The organism is Pseudomonas sp. GW821-FHT07F05, assembly GCF_059418765.1.
This window is the reverse complement of the sequence record NZ_JBWKQL010000006.1, coordinates 21510-42501: the sequence shown is the minus strand read 5'-3', so window position 1 is coordinate 42501 and position 20992 is coordinate 21510. Positions and strand designations below refer to the sequence as shown.

The window sequence follows — 20992 nt, the reverse complement described above, 5'->3', positions numbered from 1 at the left end:
CCTGCTGTTGGCGCAACCCTCGGTGCACGACGCGGTGGTCAGCGCGCAACCGACGGCCCACGGCCCGCAATTGGTGGCCTATGTGGTCGCCGAGGCCCGGCAGGCGCTGTCCAGCGACGTGCTGAAAACCGCGCTGGCGCAAACCCTGCCGGCGTTCATGGTGCCGGCGCACATCGTCGTGCTGGCGCAGATGCCGCGCAACGTCAACGGCAAGCTCGACCGCAAGGCGCTGCCGGCGCCGAGCCTGGAAGAACGCGAGTTCGAAGCGCCACAGGGCGAGCGCGAGGAAGTCCTTGCTGAGCTGTGGCAGAGCCTGCTGAAGGTTGAGCAGGTGGGTCGTCACGACAACTTTTTTGAACTCGGTGGCCATTCGTTGCTGGCGACGCGGCTGCTGTCGCGGATTCGCGAGCGTCTCGGGGTGAGCATCCCGCTGGCCCAGGCCTTCGAGGCCACCACCGTCGCCGCTCAGGCGGCGCTGATCGACACCTTGCAGGGGCAGACCCTGACACTCGACCGGCTCGATGCCCTGGACGAGTTAATGAATGAGCTGGAGGAAAGCAACTGATGTCGCAACCGAGCATGACTTCCCGGAGCAAGCTGCTGGCCCTGGCCACGCGTTTCCTCAGCCTTGGCAGCGCTCAGCGTCGGGTGTTTCTGAACAAGCTGCGCGAGCAGGGCCTGGACGCGTCGTCGTTGCCGGTGCCACCGGGCGTGGCGGGCGAGCGCAGCCCGGCGTCGTCTTCCCAGCAGCGGCTGTGGTTCCTGGAACAACTGGAACCGGGCAACAGCACCTATCATCTGCCGGGTGCCTTGCGCCTGAAGGGCGAGCTGAATGTTGCAGCCGTACGAACGGCGTTCGAGCGCGTGGCCGAGCGTCATGCCAGCCTGCGCACGGTGTTCGCTACCGCTGAAGACGGCACGCCGGAGCAGGTGATTCTCGGCGATCAGTCGTTGCCATTCGAACGTCTGCACGCAGCTGACGAGGGCGAGGTGCAGGCGCTGGCCGACGCTTTCGCCCGCCGCCCGTTCGACCTGGCCCAGGGCCCGCTATGGCGCGTGGCGTTGATCGAACGCGCGGCAGATGAGCACGTTCTGCTGGTGTGCCTGCACCACATCATCGCCGACGGTTGGTCGATTCAAGTGCTGTTGCTGGATTTCGTCGAAGCCTATCGCGCTGCCATTCAAAACGACACTGACTCACTGCCACCGCTGCCCCTAACTTACGCCGATGTCGCCCTCTGGCAGCGCGCCTGCCTGGACGCGGGCGAGGGTGACCGGCAACTGGCCTACTGGCAGCAACAACTGGGTGACGAGCCGCCGGTGCTGGAATTGCCGGCGGACCGTCCGCGTCCGGCACGCCAGAGTTTCCGTGGCGCGCGCCTGCCGTTCAGCTTCGACGCGGCGCTGTCCGGCCGCATGCGTGAACTGGCCCGGCAGCGCGGCGTGACACTGTTCACCGTCCTGCTCGCGGCCTATCAAGTGCTGTTGCAACGGCTGAGCGGCCAGACCGATCTGCGCATTGGCGTACCCATTGCCGGGCGTCAGCGCGCCGAAACCGAAGGCCTGATCGGCTTCTTCGTCAACACCCAGATTCTGCGCGGCGATGTCCAGTCCGACGCCAGTTTCAAGCAGATCATCGACGGCGTTCGCCTGGCGTCCCAAGGCGGCCAAGCCCACCAGGACCTGCCGTTCGAGCAACTGGTCGACGCCCTGGCGCCGGAACGCAGCCTCAGCCACAACCCGCTGTTTCAGGTGCTCTACAACCATCAGCAACGCCAGGACGAAGCGCTGCAATTGATGCCCGGCCTCAACGCGACGCTGATGCCCCTGGACAACGGCAGCGCGCAGTTCGACCTGGCGCTGCACACCTGGGAAAACGCGGCGGGGGAACTCGCGGGCAACTGGAATTACGCCACGGATCTGTTCGATCACGGCTGCATCGAGCGGCTGCATGGGCGTTTTGAACAGCTGTTTGCCGAGTTGCTGGAGCGTCCGGACATTGCGATTGGCGATTTCGAATTGCTGGATGCTGAAGACCGCGCGCAACTGGCGTTGGTCAATGACACAGCGCGGGACTGGGGTGCCGAGCCGTTTGTTCATCGCCACTTTGAGCGTCTGGCGCAGGTGCATCCCGAGCGGGAGGCGGTGCGCTTTGGCGATGCGGTGTTGAGTTATCGGGAGCTGGATCAGCGGGCGAATCAACTGGCCCATTGCCTCCGCGAGCAGGGCGTAGGGCGGGAGTCGCTGGTGGGCGTCGCGGCGTTGCGTTCGGTGGAGATGGTGGTTGCGCTGTACGCAGTGCTGAAAGCCGGTGCCGCGTATGTGCCGCTGGACCCTGAATATCCCGCTGATCGTCTGCGCTACATGCTGGAAGATGCCGGAATTGGTCTGCTGCTGAGCCACGATGGGGTCATCAATGACCTGCCGATTGTCGAAGGGCTGCGGGTGCTCAATCTGGATCAGCTTTCAGTGTCGGATTATCCCGTCACGGCGCCGGTAGTAGAGCTGCACCCTGAGCAACTGGCCTACATGATTTACACCTCGGGTTCGACGGGGAAACCGAAAGGGGCGGGCAACACCCACGCCGCGCTGTTCAACCGTCTGGCCTGGATGCAGGACGCTTATTCCCTCGACACCACCGACGCGGTACTGCAAAAAACGCCGTTCAGTTTCGACGTATCGGTGTGGGAGTTCTTCTGGCCGTTGATGGTCGGTGCGCGTCTGGTGGTCGCTCAGCCGGGGGATCACCGCGATCCTGTTGCGCTCACCAAGCTGATCGAAAAACAGCAGATCACCACGCTGCATTTCGTCCCCTCAATGCTCGGCGCCTTCATGGCTCAGGACGATCTGAGCGGCTGCGCCTCCCTGAAACGCATCGTGTGCAGTGGCGAGGCCTTGCCTGCCGATCTGGCCCGGGAAACCCTGCAGCGCCTGCCCAACGCTGGCCTGTTCAATCTGTATGGCCCGACGGAAGCGGCCATCGACGTCACCCACTGGACCTGCGTTGATGAACCGGGCGTTTCCGTCCCGATCGGCGCCCCCATCGCCAACCTGCAGATCCACATTCTCGACAGCCGCCTCAATCCGCAGCCCATCGGCGTTCCCGGCGAACTGTACATCGGCGGCGACGGTCTGGCTCGCGGCTATCACCTGCGTCCGGGACTGACTGCCGAGCGTTTCGTTGCCAGCCCGTTTGGCACCGGCGAGCGGCTGTATCGCACCGGTGACCTGGCCCGCTGGCGTGCCGAAGGCGTGGTGGAATACCTCGGCCGTCTCGATCACCAGATCAAACTGCGCGGTCTGCGGGTTGAAATCGGCGAAATCGAAGCGGCGCTGCTGGATCACCCAGCGGTCAACGAAGCCGTGGTCATCGCCCGTGAATTGGCGAATGGCATGCAACTGGTGGGCTATCTGGTGGCCGACGATTTCGACGAAGAACACCTGCGCACCCAGCTGAAACAGCGCCTGCCGGATTACATGGTCCCGGCGCACTTCGTCACCCTGGAGAGCCTGCCGCTGTCGGCCAACGGCAAGCTCGACCGCAAAGCACTGCCAGACCCGCAGATCCAGCAGCGCGCCTTCGAAGCACCGCTGGCCGGGGTCGAAACCCAACTGGCGGCGTTGTGGCAAGACCTGCTCGGCGTCGCCCAGGTCGGTCGTCAGGACAACTTCTTTGCCCTCGGCGGCGACTCGATCCTCAGCCTGCAAATCATCTCTCGCGCCCGCAAGGCCGGCATCGTGCTGTCGCCCCGGCAGATGTTTGAACGCCAGACCATCGCCGAGCTGGCCCAGGTCGCGCAGGTGGTCACTCAGGACGCGCCCGCAGTTGAGCGCATCGAGCTGAACCGCGACATCCCGCTGACCCCGATTCAGCATTGGTTCTTCCAGCAACCGATGAAGAACAGCAGCCACTGGAACCAGTCGCTGCTGTTGAACCCGAGCGAAGCGCTGGACCTGCCGGCGCTGACTCAGGCCCTTCACGCCATACTTAACCATCACGATGCCCTCCGCATGAGGTTTGTGCAGCAGGACAACGGCCAGTGGCAGCAACGCTATCGTGCAGAGCTTTCTACTGACGAGCAGTCCCGAAACGGCCTGATCTGGCAGCGTGAAATCCCCCTGAACGAGCTGACCACGGCCTGCGACGAAGCCCAGGCCAGTCTCGATCTGAGAGACGGCCCGCTGCTTCGCGCCGTGCATTTCACCCTGGCCGAAGGCGGCGAGCGTCTGTTGCTGGTGGTTCACCACCTGGTCGTCGACGGCGTGTCGTGGCGCATCCTGCTCGAGGACCTGCAAAGCGCCTACACCCAGGCGCAAGCGGGCCTCGCTATCGACCTCGGCGACAAAACCGCGTCCTTCCAGCGCTGGGCCAACCGCCTGCTGGATTTCGCCTACAGCGACGCCGTGCTGGCCGAAGCCGATTACTGGCGCAACCTGCCGTCAGCCCCCGCATTGCCTTGCGCCAATCCCCAGGGCGAAGCGCAACAAAACCACCTGCAACTGGACGCCGCGCGCACTGACCGGCTGATCAGCGAGGCCCCGGCGGCGTATCGCACGCAGATCAACGACCTGCTGCTGACCGCGCTGGTCCGTGCAATGAAGCGCTGGAGCGGCGAAGCCCAGGCGATGATTGCCCTGGAAGGCCACGGCCGCGAAGACCTGTTCGACGGCGTTGATCCGGCGCGCACCGTCGGCTGGTTCACCAGCCTGTACCCGGTCAGCCTGCATGCCGACGACGACCTCGACGCGGCACTCAAACACACCAAGGAAACCCTGCGCGCCGTGCCCAATGGCGGCCTCGGTTACGGCCTGCTGCGCCATCTGCGCGGCGAAGCCTTGCCGGCGCTGGACGGCTGCGTGCTGTTCAATTACATGGGCCGGCTGCAACACAGCAGCGGGCTTTTCAGCCTGGCCGAGGAGGGCAGTGGTGCCCAGCGCGCCGCCGATGCGCCGCTCAATGGCGAGCTGTCCATCGACGCGCAGATCCGTGACGGCCAATTCAGCCTGACCTGCAGCTTCAGCGACGAGCGCCACGAGTCCGCGTCGGTTCAGCGCCTGCTCGACGCCTATGCCGAAGCGCTGGACGAGGTGATCGAACACTGCCGTCGGCACTCTGCGGTCACGCCGTCGGACTTCCCGGCACTCGCTTTGACTCAGGCACAACTCGATGCACTCCCGGTTGCGGCTTGGGACATCGAACAGCTGTACCCACTGACCCCGATGCAGCAAGGCCTGCTGTTCCACACCGAGCTGAGCGGCAGCGAGTTCGCCGATCCCGCCAGCGCTCGCGACCTGTACATCAATCAGGTGGCGCTGGACATCGAACACTTGCCGGTGGCCCGCTTCAAATCGGCATGGGCGGCGGCGGTTCAGCGCCATCCGATCCTGCGTGCGGCGTTCCTGCGCGTGCCTGGCAGCGAACAGCCAGTGCAGCTGATTCGTCGCGATGCGGCGCTGGTCGTGCGCGAACTTGACCTGCGCGCTGGCGATCAATCCCTCGCGGACGTGCTGGTGGCCGAGCGCGAAACCCCTTTCGACCTGCACGCGGCGCCGCTCATGCGCGTGTTGCTGGTTCGCCAGAGCGAGACGCTGTGGAAACTGGTCTGGACCTTCCACCACATTCTGCTGGATGGCTGGAGCAGCGCGGCGGTGCTGGGCGAGGTGATTCAGGCGGCGATGTCCGACACCACGCCGCAGCCCGCCGGGCATTACGCGGATTACGTCGATTGGCTGCTGAGCCGCGATGCCGAGGGCAGCAAGACCTTCTGGCAGACCCACCTGGCCGGTTTCGACCAACCGACCATGATGGCTGCAGCCCTGACCGCGCCGACGTCCGCCACTGGCGAACCGTTGCCGAATCAGGTGCGGGTCACTTCCATGGACCTCAACAGCGAGCTGCTGAACAGCGCCGCCCGCCGTCAGCGCGTGACCGTCAACACGCTGATTCAGGCGGTCTGGGTCCTGCTGTTGCAGCGCTACACCGGGCAGCAGCGGGTCGCGTTCGGCGCCACCGTGTCGGGTCGTTCCGCGCAGGTGCCGGGCATCGAGCGCATGCTCGGGCTGTTCATCAACACCCTGCCGCTGGTGCAGGCGCCGCAAGCGCAGCAGAAGGTCGGCGACTGGCTCAATGACCTGCAAGCCCACAACCTGGAACTGCGCGAGCACGAACACACGCCGCTGTTCGAGGCCCAGCGTTACGCGGGTCACGCCGGCCGTGACCTGTTCGACAGCCTGCTGGTGTTCGAAAACTACCCGGTGGACGCGGTGCTGCGGGACAAGCAGTCCAACGGTGTCAACCTGGGTTCCGTCGAACTCAGCGACAAGACCCACTACCCGCTGAGCCTGGCGGTGGTGGCGGGCGAGCAGGCCCACGTTCACGTCAACTACCACAGCAACGTGTTCAGCGCCGAACAGATTTCCCGTCTGTGCGGGCATTTTCAGGCGTTGCTGGACGGCCTCTGCCGCTTCCCCGAGGCGCGCATCGGCGAGCTGTCGATGCTCACCGAAGGCGACATCGACGCCATGCACGCCTGGAACACGCCGCCGTTTTCGCCGTACGTCGATCGTCCGATTCATGAGCTGATCGCCGATCACGCGCGCATCCGTCCCGACGCCATCGCGCTGGTCCACGGCGAGCAGCGCCTGACCTTCGCCGAGTTCGACCGTCGCGCCAATCAACTGGCCCATGCCTTGCGCGCCCGAGGCATTGGCACCGAAGTGCGCGTGGCGATTGCCATGGAGCGCGGGATTGATCTGTGGCTGGCGTTTTATGCCGTACTCAAGGCGGGTGGGGCGTACATTCCGCTGGACCCGGATTACCCGACCGAGCGCCTGCGCTACATGCTCGAAGACGGCGGCGTGAAGCTGTTGATCAGCCACGATGCCGCGCTGGATCGTGTGCCGGTCGGTGATGTGCCGCTGCTCAATCTGGACGAACTGGATTGCTCGTCTGAGCCATTCACGGCTCCGGACGTCACGATCCATCCGCAGCAACTGGCCTACCTGATTTACACCTCGGGTTCGACAGGCAAGCCGAAGGGTGCGGCCATTGCCCATCGCGACATTTCGATGCACATCCAGACCATCGGCGAGCGTTATCGCTTTACCCCTGAAGACCGCAAATTCCACTTCCTCTCGATCAGCTTCGACGGCGCCCACGAAGGCTGGATGATGCCGCTGTGTTACGGCGCCCGTGTGGTCTTGCGTGATCAGGAACTGTGGAGCGTCGAGCAGACCTACGACACGCTGATTCGCGAAGGCATCACCGTCGCCTCTTTCCCGCCGAGCTACCTGCGTCAGCTGTCCGACTGGGCCGGCGCGCAGGGCAAGGGTCCTGGGGTGAAAACCTACTGCTTCGCCGGTGAAGCCTTCAGCCGCGAGATGCTTCACGACGTGATTCGCAATTTGCAGCCGCTGTGGATCATCAACGGCTACGGTCCGACGGAAACCGTGGTCACGCCGACTTTGTGGCTGGCGTCTGCTGAAACTGCCGACTTCACCACGGCCTACGCGCCGATCGGTGATCTGGTCGGCGATCGTCAAGGCTACGTGATGGACGCGGATCTGAACCCGCTGCCCCAAGGCATTGCCGGTGAGCTGTACCTCGGCGGTGCCGTGGCGCGGGGTTATCTGGACCGTCCCGGCGCAACCGCCGAGCGTTTCTTGCCGCATCCTTTCAAGGCCGGTGAACGCCTCTATCGCAGCGGCGACCGCGTGCGTCTGAACAGTGAAGGGCTGCTGGAGTATCTGGGCCGTATCGACCATCAGATCAAGATCCGTGGCTTCCGCATCGAGGCCGGTGAGATCGAAGCCGCGCTGAAAACCTGCAAGGGCGTTCGCGAGGCCTTGGTCGTTGTCCGTGACGGCGCGAACGGAAAAGTCTTGCTCGGTTATGTCGGCGGCAACGGTCTGGCCGAGGACAGCCTCAAGCAGCAGCTGAAAAACACCCTGCCGGAATACATGGTTCCGGCGCACATCGTGGTCATGGAACGCCTGCCGCAGTTGCCCAACGGCAAGCTCGACCGCAACGCGCTGCCCGATCCACAGGTGATCTCCAGCGACTACCAAGCGCCGCAAACGCGCCTTGAACAGCAATTGGCGGCGCTGTGGCAGCCACTGCTGGGCATCGACGCCGTCGGCCGCAACGATCACTTCTTCGAACACGGCGGCCACTCGCTGCTGGCCATGCAGCTGATCTCCCGCCTGCGCCATGTGCATCGATTGAGCGTGCCGTTGCGCGCGCTGTTCGACGCGCCGCGCCTCAGTGATTTCGCCCAGCGCATCACCGGATTGGCATCCACCGAAGCCAAGCAGCTTGAGCTGACCCCGCGCCAGCAGAACCGCGCCGTGCAGTCCTTTTCCCAGCAGCGGTTGTGGTTCCTCGATCAGCTGCAACCCGGCGGTCACGCCTACAACCTGCCGGGCGCCGTGCGCTTGTGCGGCGAGCTGAACGAGGTTGCGTTGCAAGCGGCATTCGACGGCCTGACCGCGCGTCATGAAGTGCTGCGCACGCGGTTCCTGGCGGTCGAGGGCGTGCCGATGCAACAAATCGAGCCTGCCCGGTCCGTGCAGATTGAACGGATAGACATCACCGCCGAAGCAGACATCGAAACCGCCTTCAACGCCCTGGCTCAAGACTTCGTCAAGCGTCCGTTCGACCTGTCGCGCAGCCCCGTCTGGCGACTGGCGCTGGTGCGGGTTGCGGCCGATGAACAGCGTTTGCTGCTGTGCCTGCACCACATGATCTCGGACGGTTGGTCGGTGCGCGTGCTGCTGCAGGAATTCTGCGAGCTGTACCGCGCGGCCGTGGAAAACCGCGCGCCGCAACTCGCGCCATTGCCGGTGCAATACGCCGACTTTGCCGCCTGGCAGCGCGAGTGGCTGGCGGCGGGTGAGGGCGAGCGGCAGTTGAACTACTGGCGCGAGCAACTGGGTGACGAGCATCCCGTGCTGGAACTGCCGACCGACCGACCGCGTCCGCCCCAGCAAAGCTATCGCGGTGATCGCGTGCTGTTCGCCTTCGATAGCGCGTTTACTCAGCGCCTGCGCGAGTTCGCCAGACAACAGGGCATCACGCCGTTCATGGCGATCCTGTCGGCCTATCAAGTGTTGCTGCACCGCCTGAGCGGCCAGAACGACCTGCGCATCGGCGTGCCGATTGCCGGCCGTTCGCGGCTGGAAGTCGAAGGGCTGATCGGCTTCTTCGTCAGCACCCAGGTGCTGCGGGCCGAGGTGTCTGCCGAGCTGACCTATCGCCAGGTGCTGGAACAGGCCAAGGCGCGAACCCTCGGCGCCCAGGCCCATCAGGACCTGCCGTTCGAGCAACTGGTCGAGGCGCTGCAACCTGCGCGCAGTTTGAGCCACAACCCGTTGTTCCAGGTGGCCTACGACCATCAGCAGCAGAACTTTGAATCCCTCGCTGGATTGCCCGGCCTGCGCGCCGAGGTGCTGCCGCTGGACGACGGCAGCAGCCAGTTCGACCTGGCGCTGAACACCTTTGAGGACGCCGACGGCGGGCTGGGTGGGTCGTGGAATTACGCCACGGATCTGTTTGATCACGGCAGTATTGAGCGTTTGCATGGACGCTTTGAGCAGTTGTTTGCCGAGTTGATTGAGCGGCCGGATGCGGCGATTGGCGACTTCGAGTTGCTGGATGCTGAAGACCGCGCGCAGTTGGCGCTGGTCAATGACACGGCGCGGGATTGGGATTCTGAGCCGTTTGTACATCGTCAGTTTGAGCGTCTGGCGCAGCTGTATCCCGAGCGGGAAGCGTTGCGCTTTGGCGAGGAGGTGTTGAGTTATCGCGACCTGGATCAGCGCGCGAACCAACTGGCCCATTACCTTCGCGAGCAGGGCGTCGGGCGCGAATCCCTGGTGGGCGTGGCGGCGTTGCGCTCGGTGGAGATGGTGGTTGCGCTGTATGCGGTGCTGAAGGCAGGCGCGGCGTACGTGCCGCTGGATCCTGAGTATCCCGCTGATCGTCTGCGTTACATGCTGGAAGATGCCGCGATTGGTTTGTTGCTGAGCCACGATGGGGTCATCAATGACCTGCCGATTGTTGAAGAACTGCGGGTGCTGAATCTGGATCATCTGGCGTTGGCGGCTTATCCCGTTACGGCCCCGATGGTTGATCTGCACCCCGAGCAACTGGCCTACATGATTTACACCTCCGGTTCGACGGGGAAACCGAAAGGCGCGGGCAACACTCACGCGGCGCTGTTCAACCGTTTGGCCTGGATGCAAGAAGCCTACGCGCTCGATGCAACCGACGCCGTGCTGCAAAAAACGCCCTTCAGTTTCGACGTGTCGGTCTGGGAGTTCTTCTGGCCGTTGATGGTCGGTGCGCGTCTGGTGGTCGCTCAGCCGGGTGATCACCGCGATCCTGTTGCGCTCACCAAGCTGATCGAAAAACAGCAGATCACCACGCTGCACTTCGTCCCGTCGATGCTCGGCGCCTTCATGGCCCAGGACGATCTCACCGGCTGCGCTTCGCTGAAACGCATCGTGTGCAGCGGCGAAGCCTTGCCTGCCGATCTGGCCCGGGAAACCCTGCAGCGCCTGCCGAATGCCGGCCTGTTCAACCTGTATGGCCCGACGGAAGCGGCCATCGATGTCACCCACTGGACCTGCGTTGATGAGCCGGGCATTTCCGTGCCTATCGGCCGCCCGATCAACAACCTGCAGATCCACATCCTCGACAGCCGCCTGAATCCGCAACCCATCGGCGTACCGGGCGAGCTGTACATCGGCGGCGACGGCCTCGCTCGCGGTTACCACTTGCGTCCCGGCCTGACCGCCGAGCGTTTCGTTGCCAGCCCATTCGGCACCGGCGAGCGGCTGTACCGCACCGGCGACCTGGCCCGCTGGCGTGCCGACGGCGTGGTGGAATACCTCGGTCGTCTCGATCACCAGATCAAACTGCGCGGCCTGCGCGTGGAAATCGGCGAGATCGAAGCGGCGCTGCTGGATTACCCGGCGGTCAGCGAAGCGGTGGTTGTTGCCCGTGAACTGGCGACCGGCATGCAGCTGGTGGGCTATCTGGTCGCTGACGATTTCGACGAAGAACACCTGCGCGCCCAGCTGAAACAGCGCCTGCCGGACTACATGGTCCCGGCCCACTTCGTCACGCTGGACACTCTGCCGCTGTCCGCCAACGGCAAGCTCGATCGCAAGGCGCTGCCCGATCCACAGATCCAGCAGCGCAGCTTCGAAGCGCCACTGGCCGGCGTCGAAACCCAACTGGCCGCACTGTGGCAAGAGCTGCTCGGCGTCGCCCAGGTCGGGCGTCAGGACAACTTCTTCGCCCTGGGCGGGCATTCGCTGTTGGGCATTCAACTGGTGGCGCAAATCCGCCGCGACCTGAAGCTTGAGCTGCCCCTGCGTGCGCTGTTCGAGTCGCCGGTCCTCGCCGATCTGGCCCACTACCTGAACACCCAGGCGGTCGCCACGGCGATGCCGGCCCTGCAGCCCCGTGCCGACCGCGAGTTCGCGCCGCAGTCGTTCGCCCAGCAACGCCTGTGGTTCCTCGCGCAACTGGAGCCCGAGAGCGTCGCGTACAACCTGCCGTGCGTGCTCAACCTCAGCGGCACGCTGAAACTCGACGCCCTGCAGCAAACCTTCGACGCGCTGGCGGCTCGTCACGAAACCCTGCGCACCTGCTTCCGCCCCTCGCCGATGCAAAACGGGGAGGCGGTGCCGCAGCAGCGGATTCTGCCGATCAGCAGCGTGCATATAGCCCGCCACGACTTGCGCGACAACGCTGCGCCAGAAGCCGCATTCGACGCGCTGGCCGAAGCGTTCATGAATCAGCCCTTCGACCTCGACGCCGAGCGCGCGCCGTGGCGGGTGGCCCTGGCGCGGGTGGCGGACGATCAATGGCGCCTGCTGCTGTGCATGCACCACATCATCTCCGACGGCTGGTCGGTGCAGGTCATGCTCGAAGACTTCGCCGCGCTGTATCGCCGGTTCGCCCAGGGCAGCGACGTGCAACTGGCTGAGCTGCAACTTACAGAGCTCAGCGTGCAATACGCCGACTACGCCAGTTGGCAGCGCGAGCACCTGAGCGGCGCCGAGCGCGAGCGCCAATTGAACTGGTGGCGTGAAGCCTTGGGTGACGAACAGCCGGTGCTGGAGTTGCCGGCGGACCGTTCGCGTCCCGCCGAGCGCGACGGCAAGGGCGGGCGCCATGCCTTTGTGCTGCCGCAAGACCTGGCCGACACGCTGCGCCAGACCGCAAAAACCCACGACGCCACGCTGTTCATGCTGTTCCTGGCCTCGTTCAACACGCTGCTCTATCGCCTCAGCGGCCAGCGCGATTTGCGCATCGGTGTGCCGGTGGCAGGCCGCGCCGAGGTGCAGACCCAGGGCCTGATCGGCTTCTTCGTCAACACCCTGGTGCTGCGCGCCCAGGTCAGCGGCGACCAGCCGTTCACCGCGCTGCTGGCCCATGTCAAGGACAACCTGCTCGGCGCCCACGCCCATCAGGACCTGCCGTTTGAGCAACTGGTGGAAGCGCTGCAACCGGCGCGCAGCCTGAGCGTCAACCCGCTGTTCCAGGTCAGCTACAACCACCAGCAACAGCCGGATCTGTCGCTGCTGCAATTCGACGGCCTGAGCTGCGAAGCCCGCCAGTGGGACATCAAGGGCGCGCAATTCGATCTGGTCCTCGGCACCTTCGAGCACCGCGATGGCCACATCAGCGGCTACCTCGATTACGCCACCGACCTGTTCGACGCCTCGACCGTGTCGCGTTTGTTCGAGCAACTGGTCACGCTGTTGCGGGCGATCTGCGCGCAACCCAATGCCGCCATCGGCGACCTGCCGTTGCTCGGCGAAACCGACCTGGCCGCGCTGGATCAATGGAACACGCCGCCGTTCTCGCCTTACGTCGATCGCCCGATCCATGAGCTGATCGCCGACCACGCGCGCATTCGGCCCGACGCCATCGCGGTGGTCCATGGCGAACAGCGCCTGACCTTTGCCGAGTTTGACCGTCGTGCCAACCAACTGGCCCACGCCTTGCGCGCCCGGGGCATCGGTACCGAAGTGCGCGTGGCGATTGCCATGGAGCGCGGGATTGATTTGTGGCTGGCGTTCTACGCCGTGTTGAAGTCGGGCGGTGCTTACATTCCGCTCGACCCGGATTACCCGACCGAACGCCTGCGCTACATGCTCGAAGACGGCGGCGTGAAGCTGCTGATCAGCCACGATGCGGCGCTGAATCGTGTGCCGGTCGGTGACGTGCCGCTGCTCAATCTGGACGAACTGGACTGCTCGTCTGAGCCATTCACGGCCCCGGACGTCACGATCCATCCGCAGCAACTGGCCTACCTGATTTACACCTCGGGTTCGACAGGCAAGCCGAAGGGTGCGGCCATCGCCCACGCCGATATCTCCATGCACATCCAGACCATCGGCGAGCGGTACCGCTTTACCCCGGAAGACCGCAAGTTCCACTTCCTGTCGATCAGCTTCGACGGCGCCCACGAAGGCTGGATGATGCCGCTGTGTTACGGCGCCCGCGTGGTGCTGCGCGATCAGGAACTGTGGAGCGTCGAGCAGACCTACGACACCCTGATTCGCGAAGGCATCACCGTGGCGTCGTTCCCGCCGAGCTACCTGCGTCAGCTGTCGGACTGGGCCGGGGTGCAGGGCAAGGGTCCTGGCGTGAAGACTTACTGCTTTGCCGGTGAAGCCTTCAGCCGGGAAATGCTCCACGACGTGATCCGCAATTTGCAGCCGCTGTGGATCATCAACGGCTACGGCCCGACCGAAACGGTAGTGACGCCGACCTTGTGGCTGGCCTCCGCCGAGACCGCTGACTTCACCACCGCCTATGCGCCGATTGGTGATCTGGTGGGGGATCGTCAGGGTTACGTGATGGACGCAGACCTCAATCCGCTGCCCCAAGGGATTGCCGGCGAACTCTATCTGGGTGGCGCCGTGGCGCGGGGTTATCTGGACCGTCCCGGCGCAACGGCCGAGCGTTTCCTGCCGCACCCGTTCCGTGCCGGCGAACGCATTTACCGCAGCGGCGACCGCGTGCGCCTGAACAGCGAGGGGCTGCTGGAATACCTCGGCCGTATCGACCACCAGATCAAAATCCGTGGCTTCCGCATCGAGGCCGGTGAAATCGAAGCGGCACTCAAGGCCTGCGACGGTGTGCGTGAGGCGCTGGTGATCGTCCGCGACAAAGGCCACGGCAAGCAGTTGCTGGGCTACGTCGGCGGCAACGACTTGTCTGAAGACAGCCTGAAGGATCAGCTGAAAAACACCCTGCCGGAATACATGGTCCCGGCGCACATCGTGGTCATGGCGCGCTTGCCGCAGTTGCCCAACGGCAAGCTGGACCGCAACGCGCTGCCTGATCCGCAGGTCGGCAGTCAGGCCTTCGAAGCGCCGGAAGGTGAGCGCGAAGTCGAGCTGGCGCGGGTCTGGCAGCAGTTGCTGGGCGTCGAGAACATCAGCCGTCAGGACAGCTTCTTCGAGCTGGGCGGCGACTCGATTCAGTCGCTGGCGGTCATTACTCGCCTGCGTCAGGTCGGTTTCAAGCTTCTGCCGAAGGACGTGTTCAGCCATCCCCGGCTCAAGGATCTGGCCCTGCGCCTCACGGTCATCGAAGCCAGCGCAGCGCTGTTGATCGAAGACGCGCCGAAGGGCGAGCTGCCGTTGACGCCGATTCAGGCGCACTTCTTCGAGCAACCGATGGCCAACCGCGCTCACTTCAACCAGGCGTTGTTGCTGGACGTGCAGCGTCCGGTGGAGGCGGCGCTGTTGAGCCAGGCGCTGGTCGCGCTGCTGGGCCATCACGACGGCCTGAACCTGAGTTTCCAGCAGCACGCCGACGGGCGCTGGCAACAGCAGTATCGAGTCGCTTCGGCTGCCGACAATCTCTGGCTGCGTGACGTGGCCGACGACCAGGCCATGACTGCGCTGTGCGAACAGGCCCAGCGCAGCCTTGATCTGCACGACGGCCCGCTGTTGCGCGTGGTGCTGGCGCAGATGCCGGAAGGGCAAAAGCTGTTGCTGGTCGCCCATCACCTGGTGGTCGATGGCGTGTCGTGGCGGGTGCTGCTTGAGGATCTGGCGCGGGCGTACGCGCAGATCGCTTCGGGCGGTGCGGTCGATCTCGGACCGAAATCCAGCAGCTTCCAGCGCTGGGCGCGGCATCTGGTCGACGCGGCACAAGCGCCTGAGCGTCAAACCGAAGTTGCGCAATGGCGGGAACAGGTCGGCACCGCCGAGCCGGTCTGGCCGGTGGACCACCCTGAAGGCCGCGCCACGCAACAGGACCTTGTGCAGTGCGAACTGCTGCTGGACGCGGGTCTGACCCGTCGCTTGCTGCGCGAAGCCCCGGCGGCACTGGCAGCGCGCACCGATGAAATCCTGCTGGCGGTGCTCGCCGACGCGCTGAAGGGCTGGACTGGCCAGTCCGACACCCTCATTGCGCTGGAAGGCCATGGCCGAGAAGCCTTGGCCGATGGCCTGGACGTCGGGCGCACGGTGGGTTGGTTCACCAGTCTGTTCCCGCTGCGGGTGCGTGCTGCTGACGACATCCGCCAGACCCTCATTGGCGTGCGCGACAGCCTGCGGGGCTTGCCGGACAAAGGCGTCGGCTTCGGTCTGCTGCGCTATCTGGGCGACGATTCGGCGCGGCAGTCACTGGCCGCGCTGCCGGAACCCAAGGTGGTGTTCAACTACCTCGGCCAGTTCGATCAGGACCTGGGCGATGGCCGCTTCTCGCCGTCGAAGGTGTCGGCCGGCGCGCTGGTCGACCCGTCCACGCCGCTCAATCGCGAGCTGGAAATCAATGGTCAGGTGTTCGCCGGGCAACTGGGGCTGACCTTCCGTTTCAGCGGTCAGCGCTATCAGCGTCAGACCATTGAACGCCTGCAAACGGCCTATCGCGACGGGTTGGTGGCGTTGCTGGAGAGCCTGCCTTCATCAACACCTGCCGCGCCGCAAAGCGTGGTCGTCAGCCGCGACGGTGCGCCAAATCCGTTGATTCGTCTGAGCAGCGGCGCCAGCGACAAGCCTCCGGTGTTCTGTGTGCACCCGGTCAGCGGCACGGTGGTCGGCTACTACGCGCTGGCCCGGCGTTTGTCCGCGCAGTGGGACGTGTGGGGCATTCAGAACCGCCAGGTGCTGGACGGCCAGTGGCGCGACAGTTCCATCGAGCAAATGGCCCGCGACTACGTCAAGGCCCTGCTCGAACAGCAGCCGTCCCGCCCCTACCGGCTGATCGGCTGGTCCATGGGCGGGACGATGGTGCTGGAAATGGCGCGGCTGCTGACCCGACTCGGCAAGCGCGTCGAGTTCGTCGGCCTGATCGACGGTTACGTGCCGGGCGCCGGTCAGCCGCGTCCTGCCGTGCCGGAAACCCCGGTTCTCGACGCCGATGACGAGGGTCTGGAAGCCGACGCGCACTGGCAACAGCTGCTCGGCGTCGAGCGGCACATGCGCCAGTTGGCCAATCAATGCCGCCAGATCCACGCCCTCAGCGTGCCGGTCTACGCCTGGTGGGCCGAGCGCTCGCCGGAAAATAACGATAACGCACCGGCTCTTCTGGAGCAGGGCATGGGTGTTCGCTTGCAGGTTTCGGCCTGGATCGACGCCGACCACCTTTCGATCGTCCGTGATCAGCTGTTCATCACTCAACTTGCCGAGGCCCTCGCGCAGGTCAACGAACGCCCCCATTCCCACGATTTCCAGGAGCACGAACATGCATAGCCAACACAACGTGACGCCGATTGCCGCCCGCCACAGCGAGGCGCTGTCGAGCAGCCCGGACGCCGCCGTCGCCAACGCCGACTACCGCTTTGCGCCGACCCCGCGACTGGAGCGGCAGGCCGCCGTGGAATCCAACGCGCGCAGCTACCCGCGGCGCATCCCCCTGGAACTCAAGCGCGCCCAGGGCATTCACGTGCAGGACAGCGAAGGGCGCTGGTTCATCGATTGCCTGGCCGGCGCCGGCACCCTGGCGCTGGGGCACAACCACCCCGAGGTGATCCAGGCCATGCGCGCCACCCTCGACGGCCAGCGTCCGCTGCACACCCTGGACCTGATGACCGAAGCCAAGGACGATTTCATCAACGAGCTGTTCGCGTTGCTGCCAAAGGAATTCGCCAAGGACGCGCGCATCCAGTTCTGCGGCCCGGCCGGCACCGATGCGGTGGAAGCGGCGCTGAAACTGGTGCGCACCGCCACCGGCCGCAGCAACCTGATGGCCTACCACGGCGCCTATCACGGCATGACCCAGGGCGCGCTGGCGCTGATGGGCAATCTCGGGCCAAAGACCTATCTGGACGGCATGGCCGGTGGCGCGCAGTTCCTGCCGTTTCCCTATGACTACCGCTGTCCGTTCGGCGTCGGTGGCGAAGCCGGCGAGCGCATCGGCCTGCATTACATCGAGAACCAGCTGACCGACCCGGAAAGCGGTGTGTTGCCCCCCGCCGGGATGATTCTGGAAACCCTGCAGGGGGAGGGCGGTGTGGTGCCGACCTCGGCGAACTGGCTGCGGGAAATCCGCCGCATCACCCGCGACGCCGGCGTGCCGCTGATTCTCGACGAAATCCAGTGTGGCGTGGGCCGCACCGGCAAGCCGTTTGCCTTCGAACATGCGGGCATCGTGCCGGACGTGCTGGTGCTGTCCAAAGCCATCGGTGGCAGCCAGCCCATGGCGGTGGTGGTCTACAACAAGTCCCTGGACGTGTGGAAACCGGGCTCCCACGCCGGCACTTTCCGCGGCAATCAACTGGCGATGGTGGCCGGGTCGACAACGCTGCGCATTGTCCGCGAACAGCAACTGGACCTGCACTCCGCCGCCATGGGCGAGCGTCTGGTCGGACACCTGCGCGCGTTGCAGAAAGACTTTCCGCAGATGGGCGATGTGCGCGGCATGGGCCTGATGCTCGGGGTGGAAATGGTCGACCTCGATGGCCGCCCCGACGCCCTCGGCCACTTCCCCCACAGCGGCGCACTGGCCTCGACCATCCAGCGTGAATGTTTGCAGCGGGGCCTGATCATCGAAGTGGGCGGGCGGCACTCGTCGGTCATCCGCTTCCTGCCGCCGCTGATTGTCACTGCCGCGCAGATTGACCAGATCGCCGACATCTTTGCCGCCGCCGTTTCAGCGGCCGTCAAGCAGCGTTAAACCCTTGTTGTAACAGCGTTGAAACAGGGCGTAGGACCAGCGATGGCCCTTCGCCCTTTTTTTATGATAAGAATGGTAATGAGAAACGTTCTTTGTTACATTTTCACGCTTTTTTGACATTGGTGGTCAATTTTGGGGCTTTGCCCCGTGTGATTTTAAAGGGAGGGGGAGTTCGGATGGCGAGCAATAACAAGGGTCAATTCAAGGTCAATGCCTTGGCAGCGCTGGTCGCAACGGTCGCCTGTCACGGCGCGGCATGGGCGGCGGATGCCCCGGCCAAGGCCGAGCAGGGCGCCACTATCGAACTGCAGAATTCGGTGGTCACCGGTGAAGCGCCCGAAGGGCAGGAAACCGTTGGCTATCAGGTGAAAAACAGCACGGCGGGCACCAAGACCAGCACACCGCTGTCGGAAACCCCGCGCTCGGTGTCAGTGGTGACACGCCAGCGCATTCAGGATCAGGGCTCGCAAAGCCTGACCGACATTCTCGGTTATGTGCCCGGCATCTTCGCCCCGCCCTTTGCCGTCGGCGACGGCCTCGCGGGCGACCTGTTCTCCATTCGCGGCTACAACGCCACCGACTACGGTTACGGCCTGCTCAAAGACGGCCTGCGTCTGCAAGGCAACCGCTACGACACCACCACCGAACCCTATGGCCTGGAACGCACCGAAGTGTTCCGTGGCCCGAGCTCGATCCTCTACGGCGAAAACGCGCCGGGCGGGCTGGTCAACCTGGTCAGCAAGCGCCCGACCGAAACCGCTCAGGGCGAAGCCAAATTCACCTACGGCAGCAATAACCGCCGCCAGCTGTCCCTCGACGTCTCCGGCCCGCTGACCGATGACAACCGCATCCTCGGCCGCGTGGTCATGCTCGGTCGCAACGCCGACACCCAGGTCGATTCGGTACCGGATGACCGCATTTACATCGCGCCGTCGATGACCTTCAACTTCGACGAAGACACCGCGCTGACCCTGCTGTCGTCCTACCAGCGCGACCGCACCAAGCTGCTGCTCGGCTACCCCGCTGCGGGCACCTTGCTGAACAACGTCAACGGCAAGATCGGCAAGGACCAGTTCAACGGCAACCCGAACTGGGACGACTTCGAGCGCGAAACCTGGACCCTGGGTTACGAGTTCAAGCACCAGCTCAACGACACCTGGCAGTTCCGCCAGAACTCGCGCTTCATGGAATCGCGCCTGGACCGTCACGAGACCTGGCCGAACAACCTGAACAACGCCGGTTTCGGCAGCACCCTGACCAGCACCGCGTACGATCGCGACAACAAGTCGATCACCTACTCGCTGGACAACCAGTTCGAAGGCCACTTCACCTCAGGCGCCCTGGACAACACCGTGCTGCTGGGCGCCAGTTACGACCGCACTTCGTATAACCAGGACTGGGCAGCCGGCAACGGCGGCACGTACAACGCCTTCAATCCGGTGTTCCCGTCGGCCAAGCCGCGCATGCTCGCGACGGTTCAGAACTCGCAGCTGGATCAGCAGATGTACGGCGTTTACGGCCAGTTGCAGAGCAAGTACGACAACTGGATCTACCTGTTGGGCGGGCGTCAGGACTTCGTCAACAGCCAGTACCGCAACCGCGCCGGGACCATCAGTGGCGTATCGGACCTGGACGGCTGGGACCATCGTTTCAGCTGGCAGACGGGTTTGATGTACCAGTTCGAGAACGGCATTTCGCCGTACGTGAGTTACTCGACGGCGTTCACGCCGGTGCAGCAGTCGTCGCAACCGAACGGCGAGTTGCTCGATCCGATTCTCAGCGAACAGTACGAGATGGGTCTTAAGTACGAGCCGGCTGGCTGGAACACGACGTTCAGCGCGGCGGTGTTTGACCTGACCAAGACCCATGACGTGATTGCCGGTTCGAATGGGTTCAGCCGTCAGATCGGCAAGAGCGAGTCCAAGGGCGTGGAGCTTGAGGTCAACAGTGATGTGACGAAGAACCTGAGCCTGACGGCGTCGTACACCTACACCGATGCGCGGGTGACGAAGGACAGTCCGGGTTCGTTGTACGAGGATCATCAGTTGACCGGCATACCGCGTAATCAGGCGAGTACGTGGGCGACGTATCGCTTCCTCGACGGTCCGATGAGCGGTTTCCGTGTGGGTGGCGGGGTGCGTTATTTCGATAATACGTTCGCGTATACCGCGCCGACGCTGTACGGGAAGTTGAAGACGGGTGATGTGACGCTGGTGGATGCGTTGGTGGGGTATGACATCGATAAGCATTGGTCGGTGGATGTGAATGCGAAGAATCTGTTCGACAAGGAGTATGTGAGCGGTTGCAATAACGCGGGTCGGTGTTATTGGGGCGAAGAGCGGACCGTGCTCGGGACTGTGGCGTTCCGCTGGTAACGCGCCAGGCTCGAGAAGATCAAGAGCGTCTGCCTGGGGGCAGACGTTTCGCCTTCGGCGAGTTACTTGGAAAAGCACCCCAAGTAACCAAGGGTGCTTGCTCCTGGTTTGGCCCTTCCTTCGTCAGGGTTCCTTCACTCCGGTCTCGCTCCGTGGGCCCGCTGCCATCCGCCATCCATGGCGGGGGGGCAGCTCTCGCCGCATCCATGCCGCTCGGCCCACTCCGCGAAACCTCCATTCAGCCTGCACCCAAGTCGCGATGGGTGTCGTCTGGACTTCCTGTGTACGAAGATCAAAAGCAACGGCAACGGCAACGGCAACGGCAACGGCAACGGCAACGGCAACGGCAATAGCAACGGCTTCCCGGCTGAAGCCAGTCCTAAAGGCGCGCGCGGTCTGATTGGTGGGACCGGCTTCAGCCGGAAAGAGGCCAGCCCAGGCGCCAGCAATTTTTGCTGATCGCACC

General features: G+C 64.3%; 4 protein-coding genes. All 4 read left to right on the top strand.

Annotation, left to right across the window (positions count from 1 at the left end; translation table 11 throughout):
- The first annotated feature begins 22 nt into the window (after positions 1–22).
- The 4 genes from AC07RO_RS14600 (at position 23) to AC07RO_RS14585 (ending at position 20526) form a co-directional block, all read left to right on the top strand.
- The gene (locus AC07RO_RS14600) at positions 23–565 is read left to right on the top strand and encodes a phosphopantetheine-binding protein (RefSeq protein ID WP_495086478.1); all 543 of its coding nucleotides are present in this window, start codon (positions 23–25) and stop codon (positions 563–565) included.
- Positions 565–16728 (top strand): non-ribosomal peptide synthase/polyketide synthase, encoded by a 16164-nt coding sequence (locus AC07RO_RS14595; RefSeq protein ID WP_495086361.1) that lies wholly within the window; start codon positions 565–567, stop codon positions 16726–16728. Before AC07RO_RS14600 ends, AC07RO_RS14595 begins: the two co-directional genes overlap by 1 nt.
- Positions 16721–18151 (top strand): aspartate aminotransferase family protein, encoded by a 1431-nt coding sequence (locus AC07RO_RS14590; protein ID WP_495086360.1) that lies wholly within the window; start codon positions 16721–16723, stop codon positions 18149–18151. The genes AC07RO_RS14595 and AC07RO_RS14590 overlap by 8 nt, the downstream gene beginning before the upstream one ends.
- A gap of 176 nt (positions 18152–18327) precedes the next feature.
- A complete protein-coding gene (locus tag AC07RO_RS14585; protein ID WP_495086359.1) occupies positions 18328–20526 on the top strand; it encodes a TonB-dependent siderophore receptor in 2199 nt (732 codons plus the stop codon).
- The last annotated feature ends 466 nt before the right edge of the window (positions 20527–20992 follow it).

Excerpts from the sequence above, each read along its gene's own strand:
- AC07RO_RS14595 (WP_495086361.1), top strand. The coding sequence starts at position 565 with ATGTCGCAACCGAGCATGACTTCCCGGAGCAAGCTGCTGGCCCTGGCC.
- AC07RO_RS14590 (WP_495086360.1), top strand. The coding sequence starts at position 16,721 with ATGCATAGCCAACACAACGTGACGCCGATTGCCGCCCGCCACAGCGAG.
- AC07RO_RS14585 (WP_495086359.1), top strand. The coding sequence starts at position 18,328 with ATGGCGAGCAATAACAAGGGTCAATTCAAGGTCAATGCCTTGGCAGCG.